The organism is Stenotrophomonas sp. GD03930, assembly GCF_029839665.1.
In the GTDB taxonomy this organism is placed as follows: domain Bacteria; phylum Pseudomonadota; class Gammaproteobacteria; order Xanthomonadales; family Xanthomonadaceae; genus Stenotrophomonas; species Stenotrophomonas forensis.
This window is the reverse complement of the sequence record NZ_JAOCAV010000006.1, coordinates 229,807-247,860: the sequence shown is the minus strand read 5'-3', so window position 1 is coordinate 247,860 and position 18,054 is coordinate 229,807. Positions and strand designations below refer to the sequence as shown.

The following is an 18,054-nucleotide window of genomic DNA, read 5'->3' as shown; positions in this document are numbered from 1 at the left end:
TCCGACACCGCCCCGCCCAACCCACAGAAAACCAGAGCCGCTTTGGCTGTTGCTGTTGCTGTTGCTCTGGCCTGCAGCAGGTGCAGGGCGCAGCCCTGCCGAACCCCTACTTCACCCGACGGCCCGAACGGTCGATGCGGAACCGCTCTCCGCCTTCCATCGGGGTGTGCCCATCCGCATCCGGCGTGCCCCGACGGCATCCGTTGCAGACCTCGGCCACGCCATCGCGGAACGGCCAGCCGAAATCGAAGGTGCCCGGAACCACCTGACGGAACTTCAGATCGAAGTAGCCCACGCGGTTGCCGACGCGGGCCCGCAGCAGGCCCTCCTGCGGTGTCTCCGGCCCGTTGTCCCAGGTCAGCACCGGCAGGCTGCGGCCCTCGCGGTTGACGTAATGGAAACCCTGGTCGGCATACACCACGGCCAGGCCGTGGTCGTCGAAGTTCAGGTCTTTCAGCGTGTCGGGGTGGATCCTGGGCCGGTGATCGACCACCTCGCAGTTGGGCAGCGGCCACAACCCGTGCTCGTCGGTGAGCAGCTTGCAGGCCGGTGCCTGTGCCAGCGCAGTGCTGCTGGCCAGCATGCCGAGCAGGACCAGCGACCGCGCGAGGCGGCCGCTGGCGGGGGCAGGGCGGGCCTGCCGCGCGATCACTTGGCCTCGGCCTTGCGCTCGAAGGCGGTCGGCGCCGGCAGCTGCACCGGCACGCCCTTGTCGTCGCAGGTGCCGGCCTGGCACAGGCGTTCGCGCAGGGCCGGGGTGGCCTGCACGATCATGTGGTAGATCGCGTTCTGTTCCAGCGTGCCGCGGATCGCCTTGCTGCCCGGGCCACGGGCCCAGATGCCGACGTCCTCGCCACCGTGCGATTCGGACTTCATCGGCACCAGCGCTTCCTGCATGTAGTCCGGGTGCTCGGTGTCGACCTCGCGCAGGTTCGGGCGGCCATTGGCCGGTTCGAAACTGCTCGGGTTGTGCGGGTAGCGCTTGGCGCCGGCCGGCTGCTGGTTGCTGGCGCCGGTGTGCCCCGGACCATTGGCGTAGGTCAGGGTGGTGTACGGCTGGCCGCTGCCGTCCAGCGCGTAGTCCAGCTTGCCGGCGCCGTCTTCGCCGCCCTTGTCCTTCACCTTGCCCAGGATCGGGTTGCCGCGTGCCGGGTAGCCGACGAAGTTCAGGGTGTGCGAGTGGTCGGCGGTGACGATGATCAGGGTGTCGTCGGCCGAGGTCAGTTCATTGGCCACGCGCACCGCATCGGACAGCGCCACGGTCTCGGTCAGGGCACGGTAGGCGTTGCCGCTGTGATTGGCGTGGTCGATGCGCGCGCCCTCGATCATCAGCACGTAGCCTTCCTGGTGCTTGGCCAGGTTCTTGATCGCCGCGGCGGTCAGTTCGGCCAGGCTCGGCTCGCCGCCCGGATCCTGCGGACGCTCGTACTCGTAGCGCATGTGGTCCGGCTCGAACAGGCCGAGGATGGCCGGAGCATTGGCGGCGGCGGCCAGCTGCTTGCTGTTCCAGACGTAGGCACCCTGCGGGTGCGCCTGCTGCCATTCCTGCACCAGGCTGCGGCCATCCAGGCGCTGGCCGACCTTGTCGTCATACTCCGGGTCGCGCTCTTCCACGGTGGTGAATTCACCGCGACCGCCGCCGAGGGCGACCAGCGGGCCACGGCCATAGCGCGAGGTCGACAGCAGCTGCTGGGCGATGTCCTTGCAGCCGGCCGCCTTGGCCGCTTCGGTCAGGTCGGTGTCGTTTTCCCAATTGCGCTCGGGCGAGTTCGCGTAGGTGGCGGCGGGGGTGGCGTGGGTCAGGCGTGCGGTGGACACCACGCCGGTGGCCAGGCCGGCGCTGTCGGCCAGCTGCAGCCAGGTCAGCAGGCCCTTGGACAGGCTGTCGGCACAGTCGGTGCGGCTGCCGGCGCTGACGCCGATCGCACCCATGTGGGTCTTCACGCCGGTGGTGATGGCGGTCATGGTGCCGGCCGAATCCGGCGTCTGCGAATCGGTGTTGTAGGTCTTGCTGAACGCCGTGGCCGGGAAGCGCTCCCAGGACAGCAGGTTCTCTTCGCCCGAACCGCCCTTCTGCTGGCCCTCGTAGATGCGCGAGGCGGCCACGGTGGTCAGGCTCATGCCGTCGCCCAGGAACAGGATGACGTTCTTGGCCTTGCCGGACATCGCGCCGTTGGCGGCCGCCTGGGCGGCACCGCTGCGGTACCACCACTGCGGGGTCTCACCGGCCGGGTGGGCGACGGGATCGACGGCGACCTTGAGGCCGGCCGGGGCGGACGCGGGGGCAGTGCTGGCGCAGGCGCCCAGCAGCAGGGTGGTGGCGCAGGCGGCCAACAGGGAGACGGAACGGCGCATGGACGCAGGGATCTCACAAACTGTAACGGGACGTTCATTATGCCCGGCCCCGCAAGGCACGCCGATGACACACTGATTTGCCGGCCGGGCGGTCGTTCTGCCGGCCGCCTTGGGCTATCGTTCCAGCATCCCTTCTTCCCCTCTGGATTGCCTATGAAGCTGGTCTCTGCCTGGCTGCGGATTCCATTCTGGCAGCGCGTGGTCGGTGGCTTCGTGCTCGGTGCGCTCGCCGGCTGGGCGCTGGGCCCGGCCGCAGAAACGTGGTTCGGCCCGCTCGGCGAGCTGTACGTCACCCTGATCAAGATGATCGCGGTACCGCTGGTGTTCTTCGCGGTCATCAATGCGATCTCGTCACTGCACGGCCAGAAGTCGGTTGCCGCGCTCAGTGGCCGCACCTTCCTGTGGTTCGTGATCACCGCCGCGCTGGCGGTGTGCGTGGGCCTGGGTGTAGGTACCGTGCTGCAGCCCGGCGCCGGTGGCCTGCAGCTGTCGATGGCCAGCAACTACGTGCCGCGCGAAGTGCCCAGCGTGGTGCAGGTGCTGCTGGACGTGGTGCCGGCCAATGTCTTCTATGCGCTGTCCGGCATCGGCACCAAGGTCAACGCCGCAGGTGAAACCGTGCTGGCCGCCGGTCGCGGCTCGATCCTGCCGGTGATCTTCTTCGCAGGCCTGGTCGGCTTTGCCATCGTCAAGCTGGGCGAGAAGGTGACCGAGGCGCGCAAGCTGGTCGGCCAGATGAGCGACATCATGATCCAGGTGACCCGTTTCGTGCTGGAAGTCACCCCGATCGGTACCTTCGGCCTGATCGCCGGCCTGGTCGGCAGCTACGGGTTCGAGAAGCTGCTGCCGCTGGGTCATTTCGTACTGGCACTGTACGTGGCCTGTGCCCTGCACATCGTGGTGGTCTACAGCGCGCTGCTGCTGGCGCACGGCCTGAACCCGCTGAAGTTCTTCCGTGGTGCGGCACCGGGCATGCAGGTGGCGTTTGTCAGCTCGTCCAGCTTCGCGGCGATGCCGGTGGCGCTGCGCTCGATCACCCACAACCTGGGCGTTAACAAGGACTACGGTTCGTTCGCGGTGCCGCTGGGCGCCAGTATCAAGATGGATGGCTGCGGCGCGATCTACCCGGCGCTGTGCGCGGTGTTCATCGCGCAATACAGCGGCGTGCCGCTGACTCCGGAGCAGTACGTGGTGGTGCTGATCGCCTCGGTGCTGGGCAGCTTCGGCACCGCCGGCGTGCCGGGCACCGCAGTGATCATGGCCACGGTGGTGCTGAGCGCAGCCAACCTGCCGCTGGAGACCATTGGCTACCTGTATGCCATCGACCGCATCCTGGACATGATGCGCACGATGACCAATGTGACCGGCCAGATGCTGGTGCCGGTGATCGTGGCCAAGGAAACCGGCCTGCTGGATCAGGCGGTGTACGACAATCCGTCCGGCAATGTGGGCGTGGACGACCCCGACCCGACACCACCACGCGGCTGAGGTTGCGTAGCGATGAAAGGCCCGCCCTGACCGGCGGGCCTTTTGTTTGGCAGGCGGCTGATGCGGTACCGACCAACGGTCGGTACCCACCGGGGGTGGCCGGCGCCTATCCGTCATTGCGGGCCCAACAAAAAAAAGCCGCTGCAGGGCAGCGGCTTGCTGGTGTCAGGCGGCGCGGTCGCGCCAACCGGTCAGGTCAGAGATCGACCCGGCGGGCCTGCATGAACTTGTTGCCCCAGTAGCCACTGAGCAGGGTGTCCACGCGCACGTCCTTGCCCGAGCTCGGGGCGTGCAGGAAGCGGCCGTCACCGACGTAGATGCCGACGTGGTCCACGCGGCCCTTGCGGCCGAAGAACACCAGGTCGCCGGCAGCCAGCGCGGTGCGGTCGTTGATCAGTTCGGCGTTGTCATCGTGGGCCATCTCGCGCGAGACGCGCGGCAGCTCGATGCCGAGGGCGGAGCGGAACACGTAGCCGACCAGGCCGCTGCAGTCGAAACCGCTGTCCGGGTTGCTGCCACCCCAACGGTACGGGGTGCCCAGCAGGGTCATCGCACGGCGCAGCAGCGACTGCACCTTGCCGTTGTCGGCGGCGGTACCGACAACGCTGCCATTGGCGGCGCTGCTGGTGTCGTAGTTGGCGAGCAGGCGGCTGAGATCGCCGGCCACCACGGCCGAGCGGTCCATCAGCGGAATGGTGTCGTTGGCGGCCAGGTGCGGCAGCAGGGCGGCCAGGGTCGCGCTGGCGGCGGCATCGACGCGGCTGCGCTGCGGAGCGGCAGCCTCGGCCTTGGCGGCCGGTCGGGCGGGGCTCTCGGCCACCGGGGCCGGCGTCACATCGGAACGATTCGGAGCAGTCTGCGACCATGCCGGAAGGCTGGTCAGACACAGTGCCAAGCCAAGCAACAGCGGGCGGGCACTACGTGAAGATACGGAAGTCTGGCCTTCGCTTTTCAGGTCGTCAGTCGTCACGCGTCGGTCACAGGAAAAAAACGATGGGGCATCATGCCTTGTAAAAGCGTCAATAAGTTAAAAATTCCGTTAGTAATCCGTTAGTTCTATGGTGATGTGCGTCACAGTTTTGAACATATCGCCTGTTCATTTTAGCGAAGGACACGTTTCGCGCCGGTGTAGTGGTCCTTCCAGTAGGGCCCGCTGAGCGAGTCGAGCCGGACGGTGCCGCCGGTGCTCGGCGCGTGCACGAAACGACCTTCGCCGACATAGATGCCGACATGGGTGACGTTGCCGCGGCTGCCAAAGAACACCAGGTCGCCGGTCGCCAGGCGCTGTGGGTCGATCTTCGGGCCCTGTACCGCCGCCAGGTCACGCGAGGTGCGCGGCAGCTTCAGGTCCAGCATCTCGCGGTACACATAGGCCACCAGTCCGCTGCAGTCGAAGCCGGAATCGGGGGTGTTGCCGCCGTAGCGGTAGGGCGTGCCGACCAGGCTGATGGCACGCATCAGCACCGAGTTGGCGGCCTCGGGGTTGTCCGGCACGGTCTTGGGCCAGTGGGCGGTCGGCGGGGGGGCCGAGGGCCGGGTGGCCTTGCCGCCGCCACAGGCGGTCATCAGCAGGGGCAGGGCCAGCAGCAGGGCCGGGGCGAGGAGCCGGCGCAGGCCGGACGAAACTGGCGTGATGTGCATGATCTCCGGATAATGCGCCACCTTGGATTGGCCGTCATGATGGCGGCGTCCCCGCCGGGCGACAACCCGCCCCAACCCGCCTGCCTCCGGCAGATCCAGACAGAGTTGCGCATGAAGATCGAAAAAGACCGCGTTGTCCGCTTCCACTACACCGTTTCCGAAGTCGGCCAGGAGCCGATCGAATCGTCCAAGGACCGCGGCGAGCCGCTGGCGATCCTGATCGGCCACGGCAACATCATTCCGGGCCTGGAAAACGCCATGATGGACAAGGAAGCCGGCGCGACCTTCAGCGTCGACGTCACTGCGGCCGACGCCTACGGCGAGCGCCGCGAGGGCCTGTCCCAGCGCGTGCCGAAGAAGCACTTCGGCAACACCAAGCTGGCCCCGGGCCAGCAGGTCGTGCTGCAGACCAACTTCGGCCCGCGCGCGGTGACCGTGCAGAAGGTCGGCATGAGCGTGGTCGACGTTGACCTGAACCACCCGATGGCCGGCAAGGACCTGCATTTCGACGTGGAAATCGTCGATGTGCGCGAAGCCGGCCAGGAAGAGATCGACCACGGCCACGTCCACGGCGACGGCGGCCACCACCACTGATCGCAGCGCGATCGTGATGGCAGCAGCGGCCCGCTTCGGCGGGCCGTTGCGTTTCTGGAACACGGCGCGGGCCTCCATGGCGCGTGGGCCGGCGGCATAATGGCGGACCTGCCCGACGGATGCCCCGTGAACGCCGCTTCTCCCTCCCTGCAGCCGATGGCTTCCGGCGAACGCATCGCCGTGCTGGACATCCTGCGTGGTGCCGCGTTGCTGGGCATCCTGCTGATGAACATCGAAGCCTTCAGTGGCCCGCTGGACCTGGCGTTCACCGGCATCGACGTGCACTGGCAGGGCATCGACTACTGGGCCGATGCCTTTGTCTATGTGTTCGTGCAGGGCAAGTTCTTCACCCTGTTCTCGCTGCTGTTCGGCGCCGGCTTTGCGGTGATGGCGCAGCGCGCCGACGTGGCCGGACGCAATTTCACTCCGTTCTACCTGCGCCGCAGCGCCGGGCTGCTGCTGATCGGCCTGTGCCACGCGCTGCTGGTCTGGTCCGGCGACATCCTGGTGATGTACGCGCTGATCTCGCTACCGTTGCTGGCCTGCCGCGAGGCACCGCGCAGCTGGCTGCCGTGGATGGGCGTGATCGTCTACCTCGGCGGCGTGGCGATGATGCTGCTGGTCGGCGCGATGGTGTCGATGGCCTCGGCCGAAGAGGTGCAGGGCATGCTCGGCGAAGCGCAGCAGAGCATCGCGCTGCAGCGTCAGGTATACGGGCAGGGCAGCTGGGCGCAGGCCACCGTGCAACGCTTGAGCGAGTTCGGTACCTCGATGGGCGCGCTGCTGATCACCGGCCCGGAAGTGCTGGGCATGTTCCTGATCGGCAGCTGGTTCGCCGGCAGTGGCGCGCTTGCCGCGCCGGAGCGCTTCCCACGCCTGTACGCCTCGCTGCGCTGGATCGCGCTGCCGCTGGGCCTGCTGGTCACGGTGCTGGGTGTTGCCTGGAAACCGTACCTGGCACCGGGTGCTTACGATCTGCCGGTAACAGCCGCAATGGCACTGGTGACGATCGGCGGCCTGCCGATGTGCCTGGGCTACCTGGCGTGGATCGTGCACTGGCGCACGCGGCTGGCATGGCTGGCGCCGGTCGGCCGTATGGCGTTGACCCACTATCTCGGCCAGTCGTTGCTGTGCACCTGGGTCTTCTACCACTACGGACTGGGCAGGTTCGAGATGATGCCGCGCAGTGTGCAGATGCTGTTCGCGCTGCTGCTGTTTGCCGTGCAGGTCGGTATCTCGCACGTGTGGCTGCGCCACTTCCGCTTCGGGCCCATGGAATGGTTGTGGCGTGCGATGACCTACCGGCAGTGGCCGCCGATGCGGCGCGGAGCCGGGCTGGGCTGATCGATGCCGAGGGCGCGCGAGGACGTGATCGTGGTCGGCGCCGGGGCCATCGGCCTGGCCAGTGCGCTCGCGTTGCGCGCGCAGGGCCGGCAGGTGCGCGTGATCGACCGGGGGCGCGTCGGGGGCGCGACGTCGCATGGCAACTGCGGCACCATCACCCCCAGCCACGCACCGCCACTGGCGGCGCCCGGGGTGCCGCTGCGCGCGTTGCGCTGGATGCTCGATCCACGCGCGCCGCTGTACGTGCGTACGCGGCTGGATCCCACGCTGTGGCGCTGGCTGCTGCAGTTCGGCGCACGCTGCAATGCCCGCCACTGGCTGCAGTCCACGCGTGCACGTGGCGCACTGCTGGATGATTCGCGGCGGCGCCTGGCCGAGTGGGTGCAGGCACATGCGCTTGACTGCGAATTTGATGCGCGCGGGCTGGACTACGTGTTCGGCGATGCACGCAACTTCGACCACCATGTGGCTGAATGCGAGGCACTGAACGCGCAGGGCATCGCCACGACCTGCATTGGTGGTGGCGACTATGCGCGCGCGAATCCGGCCTTCCACGATCGCCTGGCCGGCGCGATCCATCTTCCTGGTGACGCGCAGCTGCGGCCGGATCGCTACACCGCCGAGCTGGCACGCGTGCTGCGCGCGCAGGGCGTGGTGATCGACGAGCAGATGGACGTACAGGGATTCAGCGATGACGCACAGGGCGTACGCGTGCAGGCGGATGGGCAGTCGCTGGCCGCGCGCGAGCTGGTACTGGCCACCGGGCCGTGGTCGCGGCACTGGGCCCGGCAGCTGGATCTGCGCGTGCCGATCCAGCCTGGCAAGGGCTACTCGCTGACCTGGTCGCGGCCGGCGCTGGTGCCGCAGCGGCCGGTGGTGCTGAAAGATCATTCCGTGTTCGTGATCGCCTGGCGCGAAGCGCTGCGGCTGGGCGGTACCATGGAATTCGCCGGTGCCGATCCAAGCTTGCGCGCGACCCGCCTGCGCGCGCTGCAGCAGGCCGCCGACCACTACCTGCGCGCGCCACGCGGTGCGCAGCTGCAGGAGCAGTGGTGCGGTTGGCGACCCATGAGCGTGGACGACGTGCCGTTGATCGGCCGTGCGCCCGCGCATCCTCACGTCTGGCTTGCAGCGGGGCATGGCATGCTCGGCATCAGCATGAGCGCCGGCACCGGCCAGCTGATCGCCGATCTCGTCTGCGGCCGCACCCCAGCGATCGATCCTGCCCCTTACCGACCCGAGCGATTCCGATGAGCACTGCACCCTATGATTACGACCTGATCGTCCTTGGCGGCGGCTCCGCCGGCCTGGCCGGTGCGATCCGCGCCGCGCAGCATGGCAAGCGGGTGGCAATGCTGGAGCCGGGCGAACTCGGCGGTACCTGTGTCAATGTCGGCTGCGTGCCGAAGAAGGCGATGTGGCTGGCGGCCGACCTGCACGAACGCATCGGCCTGGCCAGTGCGATGGGCTTCGATGTCGAGGCCCGCCCGGCGCTGTCGTGGAAGGAACTGGTGATCCATCGCCAGGCCTACATCAGCAACATCCACACCAGTTACCACAAGCGCCTGGACGAGACCGGCGTGGTGCGCATTCCGGCGCGCGGCCACCTGCTCGATGCGCATACGGTGGCCTGCAGCGATGGCGTGCGCTACAGCGCCGAACACATCCTGATCGCCACCGGCGCGCATCCGTTGCGGCCGGACATTCCGGGCGCCGAACTGGGCCTGGTGTCTGATGACTTCTTCGATCTGCGTGCGGCACCGGCCGAGGTCGCGATCATCGGCGGTGGCTACATCGCGGTGGAACTGGCGGGTCTGCTGCAGGCGCTGGGCAGCCGCGTGAGCCTGCTGGTGCGCGGCAAGCGCCTGCTGGAACGCTTCGACTACGAGCTGACCGATCAGCTGGCCGAGAACCTGAAGCAGCAGGGCGTAAGGATCCATTTCGATTACCGCCTGCGCGAGCTGCAGCGCGATGGCAAGCGCGTGCGCGCCTTCGGCCACGACGGTCCGCTCGACAGCGTGTTCGATGCGGTGTTCTTCGCCACCGGCCGGCGCGGAAACAGCCGTGATCTGGGACTGGAGGCACTCGGCATCGGCATCGGCGAACACCAGCAGGTGCAGGTGGATGAGTGGCAGACCACCAGCGTGCCGAGCGTGCACGCCGTGGGTGACATCGCCGGCAAGGTCGGCCTGACCCCGGTGGCGGTGGCGGCATCGCGGCGGCTGATGGACCGCCTGTTCGGTGGCCGCCCGCAGTCGAAGATGGACTACGAGAATGTGGCCAGCGTGGTGTTCTCGCACCCGCCGTTGGGTGCGGTGGGCATGAGCGAGGAAGAAGCGCGCGCGCGTTTCGAGCAGGTGAGCGTGTACCACAGTCGTTTCCGCCCGATGCTGCAGGCGCTGGCCAATGGTACCCAGCGCAGCCTGTTCAAGATGGTCTGCGCCGGCCCGGAGGAACGGGTGGTGGGCATCCACCTGCTGGGCGAAGCGGCTGATGAAATCCTGCAGGGCTTCGCGGTGGCGGTGAAGATGGGCGCGACCAAGGCCCAGTTCGATGACACCGTGGCGATCCATCCGACCTCGGCCGAGGAAGTGGTGCTGATGCGCTGAGCCGGGCCGTTGTAGAGCCGAGCCATGCTCGGCTGCCGTGCGAAAGCAGTCGATCATGGCTCGACGCTACAGAAGGCGGCATTCGGGCACGCTCAGCGCTACCGGGGCGGGCACCGGTCGCCCCCATGCGACAATGGCCGCCCCCACGCCTTCCCGGGCCGCCCCGCGCGGCCTGCCGTCGTCCTGATGTCCAGCCCTGCTTCCCGTATCGCCACCGCCTCCCCTCGCATCGCGCTGGGGGGCATTGGCCTGGCCGCGATCGGCGCCATCGCCGCCTCCGGCAAGGCAATCATCGTCAAGCTCGGGCTGCGCCACGGCGTGGATGCCACCACGCTGCTCGCGTTGCGCATGCTGATGGCGCTGCCCTTGTTCGTGCTGATGGCGCTGTGGGCCGCGCGCCGGGCCGAGCCGTTGTCATGGGCCGACCGCGCCCGGGTGCTGTGGCTGGGTTTCACCGGCTACTACCTGTCCAGCCTGCTCGACTTCCAGGGGCTGCAGTACATCAGCGTGACCCTGGAACGGCTGATCCTGTACTTGAACCCGACCCTGGTGCTGCTGATCAATGTGCTGCTGGCGCGCCAGCGACCGGGCCGATGGCAGATCGGCGCGCTGGTGCTGAGCTATCTGGGCGTGCTGCTGGCGTTCGGCCACGACCTGCAGCGCGAGGGCGGGCAGATCATCGTCGGCAGCCTGCTGGTGCTGGGCAGTGCGCTCAGCTACGCGCTGTACCTGTTCGGCAGCGGCCAGGTGGTCGCGCGCATCGGTGCGGTTCGGCTGACCGCCTATGCCAGCTGTGTCGCCAGCGTGCTGGTGCTGCTGCATTTCGCGGTCACCCATCCGCTGCCGCTGCTGTGGCAGGCGCCGGCACCGGTGCAATGGCTGTCGCTGGCCAACGCGACCGTCTGCACCGTGTTGCCGGTGCTGGCGATCATGCTGGCGGTGCAGCGCGTGGGTTCGTCGCTGGCCGCACAGGTCGGTATGCTGGGCCCTGTTTCCACCATCGTGATGAGCCTATGGCTGCTCGACGAACCGATGGGGCCGGCGCAGATCGCCGGCACCGTGCTGGTGCTGATCGGCGTGCTGCTGGTGACCCGCCTGCGGCGCTGACGCCGGAGCAGGCGCGCGCACGCATCCTGGCGGTGATCCGCGCCATCCCGGCGGGGCAGGTGATGGGCTATGGCCAGGTGGCGATGCGTGCCGGCCTGCCCGGGCGGGCACGGCTGACCGCGCGCATCCTCGGCCAGAACGACGACCCGGACCTGCCCTGGCATCGCGTGCTGCGCTCGGATGGGCGCATCGCCATGGAAGAAGGCTCGGCCGGCTGGCACGAACAATCACAGCGGCTGCGCGCCGAAGGCGTGGTGGTGGAGAACGGCCGGGTGCGGATGCCGGCCACCGATCCGGCCGCGGCGCTGGATGCGGCGGTGTGGGGACCCGGCTGAGCGCGGCTGGCGACTGAACAGGCCGTGCCTGGCGGTCGCCAACAAGGCCGGGTGCTGCGGCTATGATGGAGGCCGATCCATGCCGGTGCTCCCATGTTCCCGCGACTGCCAACCGTCACCAAGGCCCTGCTGATCGCCAACGCGATCCTGTTCCTGCTGCAGCAGCCGTTCCTGCTCGGCATGCAGACCTTCGAGCCGTTCATGCTGCAACCGTTGCAGCAGGGCTTCGATGCGTTCTCGCCGGGCGGCAACTTCCAGCCCTGGCAGCTGCTGACCTATGGCTTCCTGCATGGCAGCTTCGGCCATCTGTTCTTCAACATGCTGGCGGTCTTCATGTTCGGCGCGCCGCTGGAGCAGACCTGGGGCGAGAAGCGCTTCCTGCTGTACTACCTGGTCTGCGTGGCCGGCGCCGGTGTCTGCCAGCTGCTGGTGGGGACGCTGCTGGAGAACCCCGCGACGGTGCTGGGCGCCTCCGGCGGCGTATTCGGCCTGCTGCTGGCCTACGGCATGCTGTTCCCCAACCAGCGGGTGATGCTGCTGTTCCCGCCGATCCCGATGAAGGCACGGACCTTCGTGATCCTGTTCGGTGTGGGTGAACTGGTGCTGGGCATGACCGGCTGGCAGCCGGGCGTGGCCCACTTCGCGCACCTGGGCGGCATGCTGTTCGGCTGGTTGCTGATCCGCTACTGGCGCGGGCAGCCGCCGTTCAACAAGCGCCGCCCGCCGGGCCCACCGAATCGACCGAACCACCTGCGCAGCGTCAAATGATCCGAAGGATCATTTGACGCTGTAGGTGCCGACCGTTGGTCGGCACACCTTGTCCCACGCGGGTAGGTGCCAACCTTGGTTGGCACGCTTTGAATGGGATCATTTGACGCGGTAGGTGCCAACCTTGGTTGGCGTTCGCTCTGCCGCTCTGTGCCAACCAAGGTTGGCACCTACCCATCCTGCAACACCACCTGCGCGGCATTGTGCCCCGGTGCACCGGTAACGCCGCCGCCCGGATGGGTGCCCGAACCGCACAGGTAGAGCCCGGGCAGGGCGCCGCGATAGCCGGCCTGGCCGACCATCGGTCGTGCCGAGAACAGTTGGTTGGCACTGAGTGCACCGTGGAAAATGTCGCCACCGATCAGGCCGAAGATCCGTTCAAGATCCAGCGGTGACAGCACCTGGCGGCCCAGCACACTGTCGGCGAAGCCGGGCGCATACCGTTCAACGGTGGCGATCATCAGATCAGCCACGGTGTCCCGATGATCATCCCAGTGGCGGCCGTCGGGCAGCACCGGTGCCACGTGCTGGCAGAACAGGCTGGCCACATGCTGGCCGGGCGGTGCCAGCGAGTCGTCCAGCGTGCTGGGAATGAGCATTTCCACGATCGGTTCGCGCGACCAGCCGTCGCGTCGTGCATCCAGCCAGGCGCGGTCCATGTAGTCCAGGCTGGGCGCCATGATGATGCCGGCGCTGAGGTGATCGCCGGGGCCGGGCAGGGCGCGGAACTCCGGCAGCCGCGACAGCGCCACGTTCATCCGGAACGTGCCGGAACCGCAACGCCAGTTTGCCATGCGTTCGCGTGTGGCTGGCGGTACGTGCGCCGGTTCCAGCAGATGTTCGTAGAGCAGTTTCGGGTTGACGTTGGCGATCACCGCGCGTGCGCGGAGGGTTTCGCCGTTGGCCAGTACCACGCCCACCGCGCGGCCCTGCTCGATCAGCACGCGCTGCACGCCGGCCTGCACGCGCAGTTCCGCACCGGCCGCGCGCGCCGAGGCGGCGATGGCCTGGCTGATCGCACCCATGCCACCGATCGCGTGGCCCCAAGCGCCCTTTACGCCGTTGCACTGGCCGAACACGTGGTGCAGCAGCACGTAGGCACTGCCCGGGGTATACGGGCTGGCGTAGTTGCCGACGATGCCATCGAAACCGAACAGCGCCTTGATCGGCTCGCTCTGGAACCAGCGATCCAGATACTCCGCTGCCGACAGCGTGAACAGGTCCAGCAGTTCCTGCCGCAGCGAGGGATCCAGCGTCGACAGTTCGCGCCCGAGACGACCCATCTGCCACAGGGCGGGCAGGGCACGCCAACCACCTGCAACGCCAATATCCGGCGGTGCGCGCAGGGCCCACGCGCGCAGGACGTCGGCGAAGATCTCCAGACGTGCCTCATATTCAGGCAGGCGCTGCGCATCCCGCTCGGAGAACTTTGCGACCTCGGCCTGGGTGCGGCCCGGTGCCGACAACAGATAGCGGCCATCCGGCAGCGGCAGGAAGTTGTTGGCCGGACGCGCGACGATGCGCAGCCCATGCGCATGCAGTCGCAGGTCGTCGATCACCTTGGGCTGCAGCAATGACACCGTGTACGACGCGACCGAGTTGCGGAAGCCGGGATGGAATTCCTCGGTGACCGCCGCACCGCCGAGAACGCCCCGACGTTCCAGAACCAGCACCTTCTTTCCGGCGCGCGCCAGATAGGCCGCGCAGACCAGGCCGTTGTGGCCACCACCGATGAGGATCGCATCCCATGTCGTCATGCGTTGCGGATCGCCGCTTCGATGGTAGCGATGTCGATCTTCTTCATCGGCATCATCGCGTTGAAGGCGCGCTTGGCCAGCGCCTTGTCCTGGCTGGTCACCGCTTCGATCAGCATGCGCGGGCTGATCTGCCAGGAGATGCCCCAGCGGTCCTTGCACCAGCCGCATTGGCTCTCCTGGCCGCCGTTGCCGACGATCGCGCTCCACAGGCGGTCGGTCTCGGCCTGGTCTTCGGTCTGGATCTGGAAGGAGAACGCTTCGCTGTGCTTGAACGCGGTACCGCCGTTGAGGCCGACGCAGGGAATGCCACAGACGGTGAACTCGACGGTAAGCACATTGCCTTCCTTGCCGTCGGGATAGTCACCGGGCGCGTGATGCACGGCGGTCACCGCGCTGTCGGGCAGGATGCTGGCGTAGAAGGTGGCGGCCTCGAGCGCGCCGTTGTCATACCAGACACAGATCGTGTTCTTGTGTGCCATGTCGGGCTCCTCGATGGACGAAGCAGCAGCGATAGCATGCCCGGTGTTAACCCCGGATCGTGCTGCACCCGCAAAAAAAAGGGTTCTTCACCCAACTCCGGGGAAGGCTGCGCGGATCTTGAGGAAGAAGTAGGCATCGTCCCGGTATCCGTAGGCTACGCGCTTGATGACCTTGATCTTGTTGTTGACCCCCTCGACCAGGTTCGTCCCCAGCGGCCATCGGCAGTGGGCCATAATGCCTGGCAGATAGGGCTGCAGGCGATGGACAAAGGCCCTCAGGGGCTCAAGGCGACTGCGCAGAGCGCGCTGTCGCCAGCTCTTCCATGCTTTTTCTGCCCACGCTTGGCTGCGGTAGCGCCAGAGCTGCTTCAAGTCGTCTTTGAGCAGATAGGTCGTCAGCAGGGCTTTGTTTGCCTCCAGCAATTCCTTGAGCTTGATGCGCTGATCGCCCGGGACATTCTGTCGGTTACGTAGCAGGAGCCAGCGCGAGGTCTTCACCACGCGCCGGGCAGGCTTGTCGTGGCGCAGCCTGTTGGCCTCATTCACGCGGATCCGGTCAATGACCTCCCGCCCGTATTTGGCCACCACATGGAACAGGTCATAGACCACTTCGGCGTTCGGGCATTGGGCCTTCACTTCCAGATCGAATGCCGAGTTCATGTCCATGGCGACCGCTTGGATGCGCTCGCAGCCCTCCTGGCCCAGCAACTCGAAAAAGGGGCGGATATCAGCCCGGCTACGACCTCGCCCAACCCACAGCACGCGTTTGCGGGACGGCTCTACTATCACCGTGGCGTAGCGATGGCCCTTCTGGATCGCAAATTCGTCCATTGCAAGAATACGGACTCCGGAAAGGTCCACCGGTCCCAGCGTCTGCTGCAAGTGCCTGAAATCAAGCGCCTTGACGGTTTTCCAGTTCAGACCATGCCACTTTGCCGTGGCATGGATCGAGGTAGTAGCACACATCCGTGCAACGCTCTTTGCCAGTCGTTGCGTGACCCGGCTGTGCCGATCCAGCCAGTCCAGATGCTCCAGCCTCGGCCCACAACGAGGGCAGGCCACGCGCTGCCGCTGCACCTCCAGCTCGACCGGCTCATCGAACACAGGCAGATCACGGACACGCCGGATCACCTGGTCGTGGATGGAGGTGACCCACTTGGAGCAGCCGCTGCAGCGGCGCCTACGGCGTCCATCGGGGAACAGCGAAAGCACCAGCCACGAGACTCCATCACGGACTTCGCGTCGCCAATCATCCAGGCGATACCCCGCCCAGGCCCCCAACAACGGCATACAATCCAGCTTGGCCACGGCCGGCCCCAGTTTGTAGTCTCGACAACCACAATCTAGCGGGTCGGCCGTGAGCCTCTCCCCTCAGATGGGAGAAGAACCAAAAAAAGGGCGCCCGAAGGCGCCCCTGTGTTACCGGTTCATCAGCAGGCTCAGCGCCAGACCTTGATCTGCTCGGCCTCGCTGCGCTGCATCGGCTGGCCGGCCTTGCAGCTGAAGGTGGCACCGAAGGCCGGCAGGTTGGCCAGCGTGCCATTGCTGCGCCACAGGCCCGGCGCGCGGATGTCGGCGGTCAGGCGGCGCACGGCTTCGTTCGGCGACAGCTGCTGTGCCCACAGCGCCGACCAGGCGCGGAAGAAGCCCTGCTGCTGTGCCTGCTTGGCCTTCGGTTCCTGTGCGGTGTACGCGGCCCAGGCCAGTTCCAGGCCAGCGATGTCGGCCAGGTTCTCTTCCTGGGTGAGCGTGCCGTTGACCTTGGCACCCTTCACGCCGGGGAAGTCGTAGGCGCCGTACTGTGCGGCCACGCGGTTGCCGAGCAGGGTCCAGGCGGTCTTGTCGGCCGGGGTCCACCAGCTGCGCAGCTCGCCCTTGGCATCGACCAGTGCACCCTTGGCATCGATCGCACGGGTCAGCTCGTGGCCGACCAGGCCACCGAAGCTGCCGAACTTGTCGGCGGCGTCAGCCTTGGCGTTGAACACCGGGCCCTGCAGGATCGCGGCGGTAACGATCAGGCGGTTCTGCGCCAGGTCGTAGGCCAGCGACGGCTGCTGCGGCAGCACGTCCCAGCGACGGTCGGCGTTGCCCTTGCCGATGCGCTTCATTTCCTCGCGATGGCGCCAGGTCGAAGCGATCAGCATGTTGCCGCCGAACGAGCCACGGCCCATCGGCTGCACGCTGTAGTCCAGGTCGCGCAGCGGGGTGCCGATCTCGATCTTCAGCGCGGCCAGCTTGGCCTGCGCTTCGGTCTTGGCTTCGGCGCTCATCCAGCTGCTGTTCCTGACCGCCTCGATCTGCACTTCGCGGACCTTGTCGACGATCCACGCCGCCTGGCGACGGTCTTCGGCCGACAGGTAACGCGCGGCGTACTCGCGGCCGACCATCGGGCCGGCGGCCACGTTGATCGCATCCAGCACGTCTTCCCAGCGCTGCGGCGGCAGGGTTTCGCCACGCAGCACGCGGCCGCGGAATTCGAACTCGGCATCGCGGTAGGCCTTGGACAGGTACGGCGCCATCGCGTCACCCACGCGCCAGCGCAGGTAGGCCTTCCACTGGTCCGGCTTGAGCTTGGTGACCATGCCGTCGAGCTGCTTGAACAGGCCCGGGTCGGCCAGCGAGACCAGGTCGTCATCCACGCCCTGGGCCTTCAGGAAGGCATCCAGCTGCAGGTTGCGGTAGCGGCTGTTGAGCTCCTTGGTGGAGATCGGCGCGTAGTTGTTGAACGGATTGTTGATGCCGGCCAGCGACTGCGCGTTGCGCGCCAGCTCGGTTTCCAGCGCGATCACCGACTGCGATTCGGCATCCAGCTTGGCGGCCGGGGTGCCGGTCAGCGCCAGGATCTGCTTGACGTAGGCGCGGTAGCGACCCATCAGCGCCACGGTATCGGCGTCGGTACGGGTATAGAACGCCGGGTCCGGCAGGCCCATGCCGCCCTGCATGAAATAGCCGATGTGACGGTCCAGCGCCTTCAGGTCCACGTCGGGGCCGAAGTTGAAGGCCACCGGGATGCCGACCTGGTGCAGCGCGGCGATCGACGCCGGCACGTCCTTGGCCTTCTTGATGGCGTTGATGCGGGTCAGCAGCGGGGCGATCGGGTTGGAACCGTCGGCTTCCACCGCGGCTTCGTCCAGGCCGCTGGCCCAGAAGTCACCCAGCAGCTTCTGCACGTTGCCCTGCGGCGACTTCATCGCGGCATCGAGCAGTTCGCGCTGCTGCTGGCGGCTGCGATCGACCAGCTGTCCCAGTGCGGTGGTGGCACCGGTCTGCGGTACGGGGTTGGCCTTCAGCCAGCCTGCGTTGGTGGCGTCGTAGAAGTCGCTGCACTGGGCACTGACAGCCGGGGCGCGGGCGGCCTTCTTCTTGGCGGCGGCAAACGCATCGTGGGTCGGGACCAGGGTCGCCAGGCTGATGCCCAGGGCGATGGCAAGCGGACGGAAGTTGGGCATGTGGAACGAATCCGTGATGGATTGAGGGCGCGCGCACTATAGCAAGCCGGGCATCGACGCGGCATGCAGGCATCACGCTGCGTTCGCAGGGCGCCGCCAAAAACAAAGGCCCGGGAAATCCCGGGCCT

Annotated in this window: 16 protein-coding genes; 8 read left to right on the top strand and 8 right to left on the bottom strand. The window is 67.2% G+C overall.

The genetic code is table 11. The annotated features are described in order from the left end of the window. Positions 1-106: 106 nt before the first annotated feature. Positions 107-652 carry a WG repeat-containing protein gene (locus tag N5C18_RS22370; RefSeq protein ID WP_279945622.1) on the bottom strand — a complete coding sequence of 182 codons (546 nt, stop codon included), beginning with the start codon at positions 650-652 and terminating at the stop codon, positions 107-109. Continuing rightward, on the bottom strand, positions 649-2,355 hold the full coding sequence (locus N5C18_RS22365) for an alkaline phosphatase (RefSeq protein WP_279945621.1): 1,707 nt from the start codon (positions 2,353-2,355) through the stop codon (positions 649-651). Before N5C18_RS22365 ends, N5C18_RS22370 begins: the two co-directional genes overlap by 4 nt. 153 nt (positions 2,356-2,508) lie before the next feature. Between N5C18_RS22365 and N5C18_RS22360 the strand changes: the two genes are divergently transcribed. Further along, a complete protein-coding gene (locus tag N5C18_RS22360; protein ID WP_133935241.1) occupies positions 2,509-3,843 on the top strand; it encodes a dicarboxylate/amino acid:cation symporter in 1,335 nt (444 codons plus the stop codon). A gap of 196 nt (positions 3,844-4,039) precedes the next feature. On the opposite strand, the gene N5C18_RS22355 is transcribed toward N5C18_RS22360, so the two are convergent. Together N5C18_RS22355 and N5C18_RS22350 are read right to left on the bottom strand one after the other, a co-directional pair. Further along, entirely contained in the window at positions 4,040-4,747 is a 708-nt protein-coding gene (locus N5C18_RS22355) for a C40 family peptidase (protein ID WP_230078916.1), read from the bottom strand. Between the two features lie 197 nt (positions 4,748-4,944). Continuing rightward, positions 4,945-5,484, bottom strand: a complete 540-nt coding sequence (locus N5C18_RS22350; RefSeq protein WP_053509406.1) for a C40 family peptidase — start codon at positions 5,482-5,484, stop codon at positions 4,945-4,947. A gap of 111 nt (positions 5,485-5,595) precedes the next feature. Here N5C18_RS22350 and N5C18_RS22345 point away from each other — a divergent pair, with 111 nt between their 5' ends. The 7 genes from N5C18_RS22345 to N5C18_RS22315 all read left to right on the top strand — a co-directional run bounded on the left by N5C18_RS22345 (position 5,596) and on the right by N5C18_RS22315 (position 12,241). After that, positions 5,596-6,078, top strand: a complete 483-nt coding sequence (locus N5C18_RS22345) for a peptidylprolyl isomerase (RefSeq protein ID WP_008266927.1) — start codon at positions 5,596-5,598, stop codon at positions 6,076-6,078. A 99-nt stretch (positions 6,079-6,177) separates the two neighbouring features. Next, the gene (locus tag N5C18_RS22340; protein WP_180878488.1) at positions 6,178-7,422 is read left to right on the top strand and encodes a DUF418 domain-containing protein; all 1,245 of its coding nucleotides are present in this window, start codon (positions 6,178-6,180) and stop codon (positions 7,420-7,422) included. 3 nt (positions 7,423-7,425) lie between these two features. Then, on the top strand, positions 7,426-8,676 hold the full coding sequence (locus N5C18_RS22335; RefSeq protein WP_279945620.1) for an FAD-dependent oxidoreductase: 1,251 nt from the start codon (positions 7,426-7,428) through the stop codon (positions 8,674-8,676). Continuing rightward, positions 8,673-10,031: a glutathione-disulfide reductase gene (gene gorA, locus N5C18_RS22330; protein ID WP_053509369.1), complete on the top strand. Its 1,359-nt coding sequence runs from the start codon at positions 8,673-8,675 to the stop codon at positions 10,029-10,031. Before N5C18_RS22335 ends, gorA begins: the two co-directional genes overlap by 4 nt. 186 nt (positions 10,032-10,217) lie before the next feature. Continuing rightward, entirely contained in the window at positions 10,218-11,138 is a 921-nt protein-coding gene (locus N5C18_RS22325) for a DMT family transporter (protein ID WP_180865687.1), read from the top strand. Continuing rightward, entirely contained in the window at positions 11,135-11,473 is a 339-nt protein-coding gene (locus tag N5C18_RS22320; protein WP_230078917.1) for an MGMT family protein, read from the top strand. The genes N5C18_RS22325 and N5C18_RS22320 overlap by 4 nt, the downstream gene beginning before the upstream one ends. A 93-nt stretch (positions 11,474-11,566) precedes the next feature. Then, positions 11,567-12,241 (top strand): rhomboid family intramembrane serine protease, encoded by a 675-nt coding sequence (locus N5C18_RS22315; protein ID WP_008267505.1) that lies wholly within the window; start codon positions 11,567-11,569, stop codon positions 12,239-12,241. 170 nt (positions 12,242-12,411) lie between these two features. On the opposite strand, the gene N5C18_RS22310 is transcribed toward N5C18_RS22315, so the two are convergent. From N5C18_RS22310 to N5C18_RS22295, 4 genes are all read right to left on the bottom strand, one after another. Further along, positions 12,412-13,998, bottom strand: coding sequence for an NAD(P)/FAD-dependent oxidoreductase (locus N5C18_RS22310; protein ID WP_279945619.1), 1,587 nt, complete (start codon positions 13,996-13,998; stop codon positions 12,412-12,414). Further along, positions 13,995-14,477: a VOC family protein gene (locus N5C18_RS22305; RefSeq protein ID WP_279945618.1), complete on the bottom strand. Its 483-nt coding sequence runs from the start codon at positions 14,475-14,477 to the stop codon at positions 13,995-13,997. Before N5C18_RS22305 ends, N5C18_RS22310 begins: the two co-directional genes overlap by 4 nt. Before the next feature lie 87 nt (positions 14,478-14,564). After that, positions 14,565-15,767: an ISL3 family transposase gene (locus N5C18_RS22300; RefSeq protein WP_279944506.1), complete on the bottom strand. Its 1,203-nt coding sequence runs from the start codon at positions 15,765-15,767 to the stop codon at positions 14,565-14,567. 149 nt (positions 15,768-15,916) lie between these two features. Next, entirely contained in the window at positions 15,917-17,926 is a 2,010-nt protein-coding gene (locus N5C18_RS22295; protein WP_053450417.1) for a M13 family metallopeptidase, read from the bottom strand. Positions 17,927-18,054 lie beyond the last annotated feature (128 nt).

Coding starts and splice junctions, on each gene's coding strand:
- N5C18_RS22365 (WP_279945621.1), bottom strand. CDS start 2,355: ATGCGCCGTTCCGTCTCCCTGTTGGCCGCCTGCGCCACCACCCTGCTG.
- N5C18_RS22360 (WP_133935241.1), top strand. CDS start 2,509: ATGAAGCTGGTCTCTGCCTGGCTGCGGATTCCATTCTGGCAGCGCGTG.
- N5C18_RS22350 (WP_053509406.1), bottom strand. CDS start 5,484: ATGCACATCACGCCAGTTTCGTCCGGCCTGCGCCGGCTCCTCGCCCCG.
- N5C18_RS22345 (WP_008266927.1), top strand. CDS start 5,596: ATGAAGATCGAAAAAGACCGCGTTGTCCGCTTCCACTACACCGTTTCC.
- N5C18_RS22340 (WP_180878488.1), top strand. CDS start 6,178: ATGGCGGACCTGCCCGACGGATGCCCCGTGAACGCCGCTTCTCCCTCC.
- N5C18_RS22335 (WP_279945620.1), top strand. CDS start 7,426: ATGCCGAGGGCGCGCGAGGACGTGATCGTGGTCGGCGCCGGGGCCATC.
- gorA (WP_053509369.1), top strand. CDS start 8,673: ATGAGCACTGCACCCTATGATTACGACCTGATCGTCCTTGGCGGCGGC.
- N5C18_RS22325 (WP_180865687.1), top strand. CDS start 10,218: ATGTCCAGCCCTGCTTCCCGTATCGCCACCGCCTCCCCTCGCATCGCG.
- N5C18_RS22315 (WP_008267505.1), top strand. CDS start 11,567: ATGTTCCCGCGACTGCCAACCGTCACCAAGGCCCTGCTGATCGCCAAC.
- N5C18_RS22310 (WP_279945619.1), bottom strand. CDS start 13,998: ATGACGACATGGGATGCGATCCTCATCGGTGGTGGCCACAACGGCCTG.
- N5C18_RS22305 (WP_279945618.1), bottom strand. CDS start 14,477: ATGGCACACAAGAACACGATCTGTGTCTGGTATGACAACGGCGCGCTC.
- N5C18_RS22300 (WP_279944506.1), bottom strand. CDS start 15,767: ATGCCGTTGTTGGGGGCCTGGGCGGGGTATCGCCTGGATGATTGGCGA.
- N5C18_RS22295 (WP_053450417.1), bottom strand. CDS start 17,926: ATGCCCAACTTCCGTCCGCTTGCCATCGCCCTGGGCATCAGCCTGGCG.